A 13,082-nucleotide genomic window follows, 5' to 3' on the forward strand; every position below is an offset into this window, starting at 1 on the left:
ACCCGACGCGACAGACACCATCCCACCACCACCGGACAACGCCACCAACGCCCGGCTGCGCAGAGCCACCACCCTCGCCGCGTCCGCCAACGACAGCCCACCGGCCACACACACCGCAGCGATCTCACCCTGCGAATGACCGAACACCGCAGCAGGCTCCACACCATGAGCACGCCACAACTCAGCCAACGACACCATCACCGCAAACAGAACCGGCTGCACCACATCCACCCGATCCAGCCCAGGCGCACCGGCAACACCGTGCAGCACATCGAGCAGATCCCACTCCACAAACGGAGCAAGAGCATCCGCACACTCCCGCAACCGCCCGGCAAACACCGGCGACTCCTCAGCCAGACCGACCGCCATCCCCACCCACTGCGACCCCTGCCCCGGGAAGAGCAGGACTGGCTGCCCACTCAGGGCATGGCCGCTGACGACGTGGCCACCCGGTGTCCCGCGGGAGACCGCGAGCAGCCCTTCGAGGAACGTGTGCCGATCGCGGGCGAGGACGACGCCGCGGTGTTCCTGCGGGTTCAAGGTGGTGGCCAGCGACCAGCCCAGGTCGGCCGGACTCAGCTGGGGACGATCGGCCACCCACGCGTGCAGGCGCTCCGCACGGTCGCGCAGGGCCGGTTGGCTGCCTGCGGAGACGACCCACGGCAGCAGTCGGCCGCCGGTGCCGTCGCTCGCGTTCTGGTACCAGTAGGGACGGTGTTCCCAGGGGTAGATCGGCAGGCTGACCGGTGGCCGCGGCTGGGTCACGCCACCGACGGGCAGGCCGCCGCGGACGAACAGCTCAGCCGCGCTGAGCGCCAGGCGCCGCAGCGGGTCGTCAGCCTCGATCGGCACGCCGAACTGCTCGTTCAGCGGCTGCGGCAGCTCTCCGAGCGTTGCGTCCAGGACGGCGTCCATGCCGGCGTCGGCGACCCGGTCGGCGCAGGTCCGCAGCGCGTCCGACGTCGTGGAGTCGTCCGGTCGGGAAGCGATCCGGTCGGCGAGTTCGTGGCTGCTGTCGGCGGGAGCGGCATGGTCGACGGACAGCACCGGGATGTGTACGGGCCGCAGCTGGACGTTCTGGGGGCCGACGGTGAGCAGCTGCACCGCGTCGGCGATGGTCAGTTGCCCGGCTGCCCATGCGGCGGCGACCTGCCCGCCGCCTTGTCCGACGGCGCCGTGCGGGGTGATGCCGACGGCGCTCCACAGCATGGTCGCCGCGACTTGGTGGCAGAACAGGTACGCGTCGCGGAGGTCAGTGGGTGGCTCGGCGGCGAGGTCCGGTGTGCTTCCGGTGACGGTGGCCATTGCCTCGGCGCAGGTGGCCAGTGCGCGCGCGTAGTCGGGCACGGTGGCCAGCCGCTGCCGCAGCTCCACGCCCGGCAGCTCCGGGCCGTACCACAGCGCGACCGTCTGCGGCTGGTCGCTCGCGGCCTGGCCGGTACGCACCATGGGGGACTGCTGGTCGTCGGCAGCCTGCTCCAGTGCCGCGGCGAGGTCGCCGGCGTTCGCGCCGACTGCGGCCAGCCGGTGGTCGAGCCAGGACCGGCGGTGTGCCGCGGTGAAGACGATGTCGTCGAGTTCGTGCGACGCAGCCTTGAGCCGTGCGGCCATTCGGGCGGCGGCTTGCCGCAGGGCCCCGGGCGTAGCGGCGGTGACCGGCAGGACGTAAGGAGGCGTCCGGCGCGGGGGAATCGCGGTGGTGGCGGACCTCGGTGCCTGTTCGACGAGCACGTGGGCGTTGCTGCCACTGAACCCGAATGCGCTGACCCCCGCGCGTGCGGGACGGCCCCGGTCGGGCCAGTGCTGCCGGGTCGTCGCGACGGAGACGGGGAGGCGGTCCCAGTCGATGCGGGTCGACGGCTGGTCGAGCGGATGGGGCGGGATCTCGCCGCGGTGGAGGGAGAGAATGGTTTTGAGCAGCCCAGCCGCGCCGGCTGCGGCCTCCAGGTGACCGATGTTCGCTTTTGCCGAGCCGATCAGCACGGGAGAGGTCTGCGGCCTGTCCGGCCCGAGCGCCTCGGCCAGCGCGTGCACCTCGATCGGGTCACCGAGCGGCGTTCCCGTGCCATGTGCCTCGACGTAGTCGACGTCTTGGGGCGCCCAGCCTGCCCGTTCCAGAGCCTGCCGGACGACGGCCGTCTGGGCGGCGGCATTGGGCACGGTCATCCCGCCGCTGGCGCCGTCCTGGTTGACCGCGCTGCCGCGCACCACCGCGTAGACGCGGTCGCCGTCCCGGTTCGCCGCCGCCAGTGGCTTGAGGATGAGCGCCACCGCTCCTTCACCCCGCCCGTAGCCGTCGGCGGCGTCGTCGAAGGTCTTGCAGCGTCCGTCGGGCGCGAGACCTCCGGCGGCGGTCATCGACACCGATACGGTCGGGGCGGCGATGACGTTGGCGCCTCCGATCACCGCGACCTCGCAGTCACCGTTCTCAAGGCCCTGGCATGCGAGGTGGAGCGCGGTCAGCGAGGCCGAACACGCGGTGTCCACGGCGATGCTCGGTCCGCGCAGCCCCAGGAAGTACGAGAGCCGGCCCGCGGTGGCGGCGAACGAGGTGCCGGTTCCGTAGTAGTGGTCCACCTGCCGCATGTCGCGGGTCAGCAACTGCTGGTAGTCAGCGGTGTTCAGCCCGAGGTAGACGCCGACCGGCTGGCCTTCCAGGGCGCCCGCCGGATGACCGGAGTCCTCCAGTGCCTCCCAGGCCACCTCGAGCATCAGCCGCTGCTGGGGGTCCAGTGACCGTGCCTCACGCGGCGAGACCCGGAAGAAGGCCGCGTCGAAGCCGGCGACGTCAGGCAGGTACCCGCCGCGGGTGGGAACCTCCGGATCGGCCTCGGCCCAGATCTTGTCCTTCCGGCGGTCCGCCGGCGGCTCGCCGATGGCGTCGCGGCCCTCGCTGAGCAGCGTCCAGAACTCCTCCGGCGACTCCGCGCCCGGCAGCCGGCACGCTATCCCGACCACGGCGACGCCGCCCTCGGCGGCGCCCTGATCACTGCCGGGTTCGAGCCCTCCGGCCGGGTCGGCGACGGCGGTGACATCGCCGTCCGGGTGCCCGTGGCCGTCGGACGGGAGCAGCTCGGCCAGGTGCTTGCCGAGCGCGTCGATCGTCGGGTGCTCGAAGACGACGGTCGACGGCAGGGTCAGGTCGAACTCCGCTTCCAGGCGGGTGCGCAGTTCGACGGCGGTCAGCGAATCCATGCCTTGCTCGAACAGCCCACGCCGGCGAGGCAGCGGGCGTCCGGGACCGCCGCCGAGGACCGTACGGGTCACTGCTTCCACCCGGTCCATCACAGGCGTGATCGACGGACCGGCCGGCAGGCGCGGCGGGGTCGGTTCGGATGGGGCCGACGCCGCCGGTCCGGCCCGGCGTGCCGACGGTGCGGGACTCTCCGCGGTGGCCGGCGCCGAACCGTCGACCGGCTCGGCGAGCATCTCGGCGATGACGCGTCCGTCCGCGCTCAGCAGGCTCAGGCGGGCCTGCGCCGGCACGGCGGTCTCAGCGCCGGTCTGCTGACCGCGTTCCACCCCTGGCAGCCAGTACCGGTCACCGCCCCAGGACGGTGCCGGCAGGCGCCGGTAGCGCTGCGGAGTGCCGGTGGCCTTCTCCCAGTCGACGGGAACGCCGGCGACGTGGAGCTGGGCCAGGGTCTGGTGCAGCGCCATCGCCCCGCGCTCCTCGCGGCGCAGTGTGTGGAGCACCGGTCCGGGACGCTCGGCTTGCGCCATGCCGTCCGTGAGCGGTCGCGCCAGTACCGGGCGGGCTCCGATCTCGACCAGCGCCCAGTGGTCCTCGCCCAGCAGCCGGTTGACGGCCGGCCAGAGCTGCACCGGCTCAGTGACGTTGCGTTCCCAGTAGGACGCGTCGGGGTGAGTCACGTCGGTGTCCGGATCCACCGAGGACAGCATCCGCACCGACGGCTCGGCGGGCTCCAGTCCGGTCAGCACGCTGCTCAGCCGGGGGCCGCAATCCGCCACGAGGGGGCTGTGGAACGCGTAGTCCACGTCCAGCCGCCTGGAGCGCAGTCCGCGTGCGGCGAAAGCGGACTCGGCCGCGTCGAGGGCATGGTGCGGGCCGGCCACCACGACGGTGTCCGGGCCGTTCACGGCGGCCACCACGACCGAGCCGTCCAGGTCGCTCAGGGCCTCCGTGAGCGAAGGCGGGTCCGCCTTGACGGCGAGCATGCCGCCCGCGCCGGCGGTTTCGTGCAGGATCTGCCCGCGGTGCACCACCAGGTGGACGGCGTCGGTCAGCGACAGGCTCCCGGCCACGTGCGCGGCGGCGATTTCTCCGACGCTGTGTCCGACCACCGCGGCCGGACGTACGCCCCTCTCCGCCAGCCACCGCGTCACGGCGAGCTGGACGGCGAAGATCGCGGGCTGGGCGATGTCGGTCCGGCTCAGGCGGCTGTCGTCGGTACGGCGGAGTTCGTCGACCAGGGACCAGGAGGTGTGGTCGCGGACGAGCGCGTCGCACTCCTCCAGGGTCTCCCGGATGGTGGCATCGTCGTCATACAGGTCGGCGGCCATTCCGGGCCACTGGCTGCCCTGCCCGGAGTAGACGAACACCGGTGCCGGAGTTCCCCGTGGATCCACCACTCCCGCATACGCGCCGTCAGGCAGCTCCTGCGGATCGTCCAGTGCGGCGAGCAGCGCGTCCGGCCCGGCGGCCACTGCGGCGTACCGGTGCGTCTCATGGGTGCGGCGCGTCGCCGCGGACGCGATCAGGTCGCCCAGGTGCTGCTGCTCCTCGGCAGCGCGGCCACGCAGCAGCGACACCTGTTCGGCCAGTCCCTGCTCCCCTGACGCGGAGGCGAGCAGCACCAGCGGTTGCTCCGGTGTCGGCGGGGTGAGCGGGGCGTCGTCAGCGACCGCCTCCACTATGACGTGCACGTTGGTTCCGCTGAGCCCGAAGGAGCTCACTCCGGCCCGCACGGGCCGGTCCAGTTCGCTCAGGGGCGTTCCGGTGGTGGGTACCGCGATACCGCTCTTCTCCCAGTCCACCGCCCTTGACACCTCGTCGAGGGCGGGCTGCGCCGGGACATGTGCGGCGTTGGCGATCCAGACGGCCTTCAGCAGTCCGGTGATTCCGGCCGCGGCGTCGGTGTGCCCGTAGACGGCTTTGCTGGAGCCGATCAGCACCGGCTGGTCCACGCTCCGGGCCTTGTACGCGTCGGCCAGGGCCATCAGTTCCATCTGGTCGCCCAGCGGGGTGCCCGTGCCGTGCGCCTCGACGAAGTCGACGTCGTCAGGGCCGAGACCGGCGTGTCGCAGCGCCTCCCGGTGCAGGTCGATCTGGGCCATCGCGTTGGGCGCGGTGACGCCCAGGCTGCGACCGTCCTGGTTCACCGCCCAGCCGCGGATCGTCGCGTAGATCTGGTCGCGGTCGGCGACCGCGTCGGACAACCGCTTGAGCACCACGAAGCCGCAGCCCTCACCGCGGATGACGCCGTCGGCGGCCGCGTGGAACGGCCGGCACTGTCCCGTGGGCGAGATCGCGCCGACCCGGCTCATGAACACGCTGAGCTCGGGCGCGGTCATCAGGTTGACGCCACCGGCCAGGGCGACGTCGCACTCCCCCGACCTCAGGTTCTGGCACGCCATGTTGACGGCGTACAGCGATGACGAGCACGCGGTGTCCACCGCCGCTGCCGGGCCGCGCAGGTCGAAGGCGTGGGCCAGGCGGCCGGCGGCGAAGCTGAACTCGGTGCCCGGCGCGTAGTGCGGCCCGATCCCCGCCGTGCCCAGTGTCTTGCTGTGCAGCAGGGCGTAGTCATGGGCCAGGATTCCGGTGAACACTCCGGTGCGCGTCCCGTACCAGCCTTCGACGGGGCGGCCGGAGTCGCTCATCGCCTCCCAGGCGACCTCCATGATCAGCCGCTGCTGCGGGTCCAGGGAGCCCACCTCGCGGGCGGCGATCCCGAAGTGCGCCGGCTCGAACCGGTCGATGTCTTCGAGGAACATGCCCACGTGGCTGGAGGTGGTGCCCGGCCGGGTGCCCTCGGGGTCCCAGAATTCGGGACCCCACCGGTCGGACGGCACCTCCTTCACGATGCTCCTGCCGGACCCGAGCAGCGCGCCGAACGCGTCGAGGTCGCGGACACCACCGGGGTACCGGAGTCCCACGCCGACGATGGCGATGGGCTCGGCGGGTTGTTGCGCGTTGGTCGCGTCCGCGAACATGATCTTCGTCCCTCCTAGCGCCCGACGCGACGGCCAGGTCATGTATGTGCGCTTCACCAGGTGGTGCCGTGTGTTTCGGGTGGGTTCCAGCCGTCGCCGGGCCAGGCGGGCTGGGTCAGAACGCCGGTGCGGCCGCGGGGGCGCGCAGCGTTCCGAGGTAGGGGTGCCAAAGGTGCGTGGGATCGTTCTCCACGGTGGCCACGGTCTCCTTCATGACGCGCAGCACCTCCGGCTCCGCCTCGTCGTACAGTTCGCCCTGCAGCAGCCGGACCACGTCCAGCCGGTAGCGCGGGTCCTGCACGAACGTGGTGAACAGCACGTTCAGCCGGTAGTAGACGGAGATGAACTCGTACCAGTTGCGCACGCCGTTGCGCAGGGTCGTCTCGAAGGTCTGGAACCGCTCCTGGGAGAAGTCGCCGGCCTCATGGGCGGCGATGATGTCCCGGCTGGCGAGCCGGGCGCTGGTGAGGGCGACGCTGACGCCGCTGGAGAAGATCGGGTCGACGAACCGCGCCGCGTCGCCGATCATCACGAAGCGGTCGCCCTTGATCTGCTCCATGGCGTAGCTGTAGTCCCCCTCCACCTTGAAGGGGCGGACCTGCTCGGCCTTCCGCAGCTCTTCGGCCAGCTCCGGGCGGCTGTCGACGAAGTCCCAGAAGAACTTGTCGCGGTCGGTGTTGGCCTTGGTGAACTGGTGCTTCTGCGTGACCACGCCGACACTGGTGATGGTGTCGGTGATGGGGATCTGCCACACCCACGTGTCGCTGATCGGCAGGAAGTGGACGTAGATGTAGTCGATCTTCTCCGGGTTGGAGGTCATGGCCTTGCGGTCGAGGCCCTCGAACCAGCCGTGAATGGCGTACTGGTCGAAGATCGGGTCAGGCACCTTCACCTTCAGTTGCCGCCCCAGCATGGTCTGGCGGCCGGAGGCGTCGATGAGCATCTTGGCGGTGACGTCGAACTGACCGGAGTCATTGCGACAGGTGACGGTGACCTTGTCCGGGTCGTCGAAGTCGGCCCGCAGTACCCGTGTCCCCTGGGTGACCTTGGCACCGAGGCTCTCGGCGTGGTCGAGCAGGATGACGTCGAACTTCGCGCGGTCTACGTGGTACGTGTAGTCGCGGTCGATGCCGGGCTGGCTCCGCTCGTTGAACTGGATTTCGGCGGCTCCGAACTCGTGCGCCAACTTGCTGAAGTCGTTGGTCACGATGTTGCGGGTTTCTTTCGACGTCCAGGCGGCACCGTATTTGCGGGGGAAGCCGGCCTGGTCGACCTTCTCCATGGCGCCGGTCTCCATCATCACGCGGGTCGTGGCGGGCACCAGCGACTCGCCCACGTGCTCCCGGGGGAACTGTTCGCCCTCGAAGACGGCGACGGACAGGCCCGCCTTGGCCAGGTAGGCGGCGGCGGTCGAGCCTGCCGGGCCGCCACCGATGATCACGACGTCGTGGTCGGTGCTCATGCGGACTCCGTTCCGGCGGGGGTGGCCGCCTGCTGTTGGCGCGCGAGCTCATTCACCAGCGCGGTGATGCTCTTCACGTCCTGGAAGTTGCCTGCGTTGATTTTCATGGGCGGCACCGCAACATTGAGCTCGTCGCGAATGAACATGAGCAGCAGGGCCGTATTCATCGAGTTGAGTACGCCCCACTCCAGCAGCGGCGTGGTCTCCTCCAGCTCCTGCTGTTGGTCACCGCTCAGAAACCGTTCCCGGATATAGCCGGAGATGCGCTCGGATATCTCGTCATCGGACACGTGGTGTTCCCTCCATGGATGTGAACTGGAGATGCTTCCTTACGAGCCCCACCGCTCAAGAAACAAGCTGACTGCGGCGGTTCCTATAAGAGATCGGCAGTATCCGGGTGCCGGGCTGCCGCGGCGAGGGCGGCCCGGTCGGTTTTGCCGTTCTGGGTACGCGGCAGATCCGCAACGAAATGCAGATCTTCGATGAGCATGTAACGGGGGAGCCGCTCCGCGGTATGACGCCGGAGGGCGAGCACGCCAGGTTTCCGCCCCTTGCCCGGGAGTACGAAGGCGGCAAGCCGCGCGTCCATCCCACTGCCGACGACCACCACGACCGCCTCGGCCACGTCGGGGTGGGCGGCGAGCACCGCCTCGACCTCTCCGAGTTCCACGCGGTGGCCGCGCACCTTCACCATGTGGTCGCGCCGGTCGACGTACTCGAACCCGCCCTCCGGCAGCACCTGGACGATGTCACCGGTGGCATAGGGGCCGTGGTGCGGCGGTTGCCCCCAGTACCCGAGCATCACCGTCGGGCCGTCGACGAGCAGTTCTCCCTCTTCACCCGGCCCGGCCGCCGTCCCGTCGGGACGCTGTGCCCAGACCTGATCGCCGGATACCGCGCCGCCGATGGGCAGCGGCCGGTCCCGGTCCAGATCCGCCGGGACGACTTCGTGGAAAGTGCAGACGTTCGTCTCGGTCGGACCATAGAGGTTCAGCAGCCGCGCGCTCGTCCAGCCCGCCAGTTGGCGCACCCGTTCGATCGCGAAGGGTTCGCCCGCGAACAGCACTGCCCGGAGCCCGTGCGGAGGTGTGCGCTCAAGCAGGCCACCGTCGCGCATCATCAGAGAGAGCGCAGACGGCACCGAGTACCAGATGCTGATCTGGCTCTCGTGGACGAAGTCCACGAGCTGCGTCGGGGCATAGGCCAGTTCGGAAGGGATGAGGTGGACGGATGCTCCGGCCGCGAACGCCGCGTAGAGGTCCAGGACCGAGAGGTCGAATGTCAGCGGCGCATGGTTGGCGAACCGGTCCGAGGGGGTCGGCGCCAGCTCGGTCACCACCCAGTCCACGAAGGCCCACGCGTTGCGGTGGCTGATGCTCACGCCCTTCGGCGTCCCGGTCGAGCCCGACGTGTAGAGGATGTACGCGAGGTCGTCCGGGTCTGCCGACTCGTTGATCGGGGCCGATGCCGTGCCCAGGTCCTCCGCGAGATCCAGCGCGGGGACGTCGGCCGGCAGCCGGCCGGATATCCGCGGAAGAAGCCCTGGGGTGCTGAGAAGTGCGCGGGCTCCGCAGTCGCCGACCACATCGGCCACACGTGGCGCCGGGCTCGCACCGTCTGTGGGGACGTAGGCAGCTCCCAGCCGGAGCACAGCCTGCATCGCCATCACCACATCGGGGGACTTGTCGGCCCAGATCACTACCCGGTCCCCCTTGCCGACGCCCAGCTCCCGGAGGTGACGGGCGAGGGCGTTGGCGCGCTCATCCAGGACGCCGTAGGTCAACGCGCCGGTCGGGTCGGCCACGGCGAGGCGGTGGGGATCTTTGGCGGCGACGTCGATGACGCACTGATGGAGGTTCACAGGCCGAGCTCCCGGGCGATGATGTCCCGCTGGATCTCGTTGGTCCCGGAGAAGAGCGTGCTCGGCACGCTGTCCCGCAGCTGCTGCTCGACACCGGTGGGAGACAGGTAGCCCGCGCCGCCGAAGATCTGCACCGCATCGAGGCTGTTGGCGACGGCCGCCTCGGACACCGCTACCTTCGCCAGCGCCACCGCGCTGACATGGTCGCGCCCACGGTCCATCAGCCAGCATCCCCGGTACAGCAGCAGCCGGGCGCTCTCCAGACGCTGTTTCATCACTGCTATGCGGTGCGATACGGCCTGGAAGTCCCCGATGGCGCGTCCGAACTGCTTCCGGTGCCTGGCGTGACTGATGCAGCGTTCCAGCTGGCGCTCCATCAACCCCACGTAGGAAGCGAACAGGCACGCGCGCTCCCAGCCCATCGAGTGCTGGAAGATGAGACCGCCCTGCCCCTCGTCGCCCAGTCGGTACACAGCAGGGACGCGACATCCTCGGAAGCTCACACGCGCTGCCGGGCAGCTGGTCAGTCCCATCTTCTGGAAGGGCTCTCCGACGTGGACACCGGCGAGGTGACGAGGGATCGCAAACGCCGTCAGACCGAGAAATCCTGCCTTCTGGTTGGTGACTGCGTAGGTGACGATGAGATCTGCGACTGGAGCGTTGCTTGCGAACGACTTGTCACCGTCCAGGATGTACTCGCCGTTGTCGTATCGCGCGGTGACTGCCAGCTTGCCCACATCCGAGCCTGCGTCATCCTCGGTCATCGCGTTCGATGCGATGAGACTGCCGTCGGCCATTCCGGAGAGCCATGGATCGCGCACCTCGTCAGATGCGAAGTCCCGGATCGGCACGCCACATGCCAGCAGGTGAGCGGATACCGCGAACACGAGACCGGTGTCCGGGCAGCCGCGTTGGAACGCTTCCAGGGACAAGGCGGTATCCAGGGCGGATTGACCTCCGCCACCCTGATCTGCGGGCAGGCACAAACCAGTCAGCCCGAGGGCTGCGGCGGTCTTCCATCGCTGGCGTGTGAAATATCCATCTGGGCCGTTGCTTTCACGGCCGAGCTGATCGCTACTGGCGGACAGAATGGTGTCGTACCGCTGTTGCTGCACAGCAGTCAACTCGAACTCCAACACTCCCCCTTTGCGACGGAATTCCGTCGTGCCCCGGAGATCGCCCGCAGGGCGAGAACCCGAAGCCCTGAAAGCGCACGCGCTCCACGGCATCGGCCGCACGAATTGGTTCAGCCCTGTATGCGGTCGCCTGGAGTGACATCCGGCGTCACTGTCACCCTGAGCAAGCTCCCTGCCGATGGCATCGATTCAAGACGATGTTACTGGTGATCTCTGCTGACATCGGCCGACTTTAAGTGGCTCACTTTGGCCCGTCAAGGGGGCCCGACCTGCACACGTACCGCAAGGGCGCGATCACCGTGTGGTGTCCGGAGGCGGCCCCTCCCGAGCCCCCGTTACGGCCATCCACTGGAGTCATGCCTGGTCAGAAGGGGTCGGCACCCGGAGGTCGGCGCACTGGATGCAGTCAGGGCTAGATATCATCGGCAACCGTCGCTAGCATCACCAAAACCCGGCTACTCGATGGCCGGGGGTCTGAACACGATTCGGGGGTGACAGGCTGTGTGGCGAACTTAGGCCGACCGGGCCCCGGGGCGGTACCCAGAGCGCCCAGTCGCACATCACACAACAGCTGCCACGGCGGATAAGGGCCGATGCCCGTCCGACCACCCAGCGGACGCGTCGCGTCCGTACAGACTTCATGCGGCCAGTAAGAGCCCCTAACAGAATGGGCGGTCGATCAGCTTGCGGCGTCTGGTGCGTGCGCTCGCAAGGCGGAGGATCGTCCTCGTACTGGGCGTACATGGACGACTCCGACAACGCGGCGAGCGCGCGTGCCAGGCGTCGCAAGCCGACCACCCATTCTGCTAGGGGCTCTAAGACCGGGCTGCTGTCGTGGGATCACGGCTGAGGCTTGCGGACCTTCACCTATCCACTCGGGGGTCGAACTGTGCTCGCGTCCGCTCCAATTCCACCCCTGGCATCGCACCAGGTCTTGATCTTCCTGCTGCAACTCGCGCTTCTGCTGCTCCTCGCACTGTGCCTGGGGCGCCTGGCGAACCGGATCGGCCTGCCGGCAGTGGTCGGTGAGCTGCTCGCGGGAGTGCTGCTCGGGCCATCCCTGCTGGGGCTGCTCGCCCCTGGCTTCTCGGATTGGCTGCTGCCGACCGAGGCTGGACAGATGCACCTGCTCGACGCGGTCAGCCAGTTGGCAGTGCTCCTGCTCGTCGGCATCACCGGCGTCCAGCTCGATCTTCAAGTCCTGCGGCGTCGGCGAGGGACAGCGCTCCGAGTCAGCCTCGCCGGCCTGCTCATTCCCCTGGTGCTGGGGGTACTCACGGGCTACTTCCTGATCGGCTCGCTGATCCCCAGCGGAACCGACCGGTCCGTGTTCGCCCTGTTTCTCGGTGTCGCCCTGTCTGTCAGCGCCATCCCTGTCATCGCGAAGACACTCACTGACTTGGGCCTGCTCCACCGCGATGTCGGGCAGCTCACCTTGGCCGCGGGAACCGTGGACGATGCGGTCGGCTGGTTCCTGCTGTCGATCGTGTCGGCGATGGCCACCGCGGGGCTGCACGGAGGCACCGTTGCGCTCTCGGTCCTGCACCTGGTGGGCTTCGTCACGGTGGCGTGGTTCGCCGGCCGGCCCGTCGTCCGGTTCGTCCTGCGCCTTGCCGATCGATCGCCCGAATCAGGTGCGACCATCACCACCGCGGTCGTCATCATCCTGCTGGGCGGCGCGAGCACCCAGGCTCTCGGCATGGAAGCCGTCTTCGGCGCGTTCGTCGCCGGCGTCCTGGTCGGCGCGCGCGGCACCACCAGCCTGGCCCGGCTCGCGCCACTGCGCACCATGGTGCACTGGGTGCTGGCCCCCCTGTTCTTGGCCGGCGCCGGTCTGAGGATGGACCTCACCGCGCTGCGGCACGGGGATGTGCTCGCTGGCGCGATCGTGGTGCTGCTCATCGCTGTCCTCGGCAAGTTCGCCGGCGCATACGTCGGCGCTCGTGCCAGCCGGCTCACCAGATGGGAAGGGCTGGCGCTGGGGGCGGGAATGAACGCTCGTGGCGTCGTGCAGATGGTGGTCGCCGCAGTCGGTCTGCGCCTCGGCGTGCTCGATACCGCGACATACACCATCGTCCTGTTCGTCGCCATCACGACCTCGATGATGGCCCCTCCCATGCTGCGCATGGCCATGGCGCGGGTCGAATACAGCGCCGAAGAGCAACTGCGCAAGGCAGAGCACGACGAGGCCTGGTCGACGACGACAGCCACCGAGTCACCCGATCGATGACGCGACGCACCTGATGGACACCTGCCGCACACACCCCGCCTCAGGAGGCTTGACCGGGCGATGATTCACGCAACATTCATCGGCCGCACGACTGCGAGCCGCCAAATGAAACCCGAGGTGTCGGGACTGGAGCTGGTGTGGTCCGGACACGTCCCGTCGTACGCTGCCGAAGCGTCCCGCTACGAGCACTGGCTGGACGCGGGGGAGCGTCACCAG

6 protein-coding genes are annotated in these 13,082 nt (G+C 69.2%); 1 reads left to right on the forward strand and 5 read right to left on the reverse strand.

Annotated elements, in window-relative coordinates:
- From LHJ74_RS32635 to LHJ74_RS32655, 5 genes are all read right to left on the reverse strand, one after another.
- A partial coding sequence (locus tag LHJ74_RS32635; RefSeq protein WP_260221934.1) for a type I polyketide synthase occupies window positions 1-6,177 on the reverse strand: 6,177 nt, incomplete at its 3' end.
- Window positions 6,178-6,292: 115 nt separating this feature from the next.
- Complete coding sequence (locus LHJ74_RS32640) at window positions 6,293-7,639, reverse strand: NAD(P)/FAD-dependent oxidoreductase (protein ID WP_260221935.1); 1,347 nt, start codon at window positions 7,637-7,639, stop codon at window positions 6,293-6,295.
- Window positions 7,636-7,929 carry an acyl carrier protein gene (locus LHJ74_RS32645; RefSeq protein WP_260221936.1) on the reverse strand — a complete coding sequence of 98 codons (294 nt, stop codon included), beginning with the start codon at window positions 7,927-7,929 and terminating at the stop codon, window positions 7,636-7,638. The genes LHJ74_RS32640 and LHJ74_RS32645 overlap by 4 nt, the downstream gene beginning before the upstream one ends.
- Window positions 7,930-8,012: 83 nt before the next feature.
- The gene (locus LHJ74_RS32650) at window positions 8,013-9,500 is read right to left on the reverse strand and encodes an amino acid adenylation domain-containing protein (RefSeq protein ID WP_260221937.1); all 1,488 of its coding nucleotides are present in this window, start codon (window positions 9,498-9,500) and stop codon (window positions 8,013-8,015) included.
- The gene (locus LHJ74_RS32655; RefSeq protein ID WP_260221938.1) at window positions 9,497-10,636 is read right to left on the reverse strand and encodes an acyl-CoA dehydrogenase family protein; all 1,140 of its coding nucleotides are present in this window, start codon (window positions 10,634-10,636) and stop codon (window positions 9,497-9,499) included. Before LHJ74_RS32655 ends, LHJ74_RS32650 begins: the two co-directional genes overlap by 4 nt.
- 934 nt (window positions 10,637-11,570) lie before the next feature.
- Here LHJ74_RS32655 and LHJ74_RS32660 point away from each other — a divergent pair.
- Entirely contained in the window at window positions 11,571-12,866 is a 1,296-nt protein-coding gene (locus LHJ74_RS32660) for a cation:proton antiporter (RefSeq protein ID WP_260221939.1), read from the forward strand.
- The last annotated feature ends 216 nt before the right edge of the window (window positions 12,867-13,082 follow it).

The organism is Streptomyces gossypii (genome assembly GCF_025165795.1).
Taxonomy (GTDB): domain Bacteria; phylum Actinomycetota; class Actinomycetes; order Streptomycetales; family Streptomycetaceae; genus Streptomyces; species Streptomyces gossypii.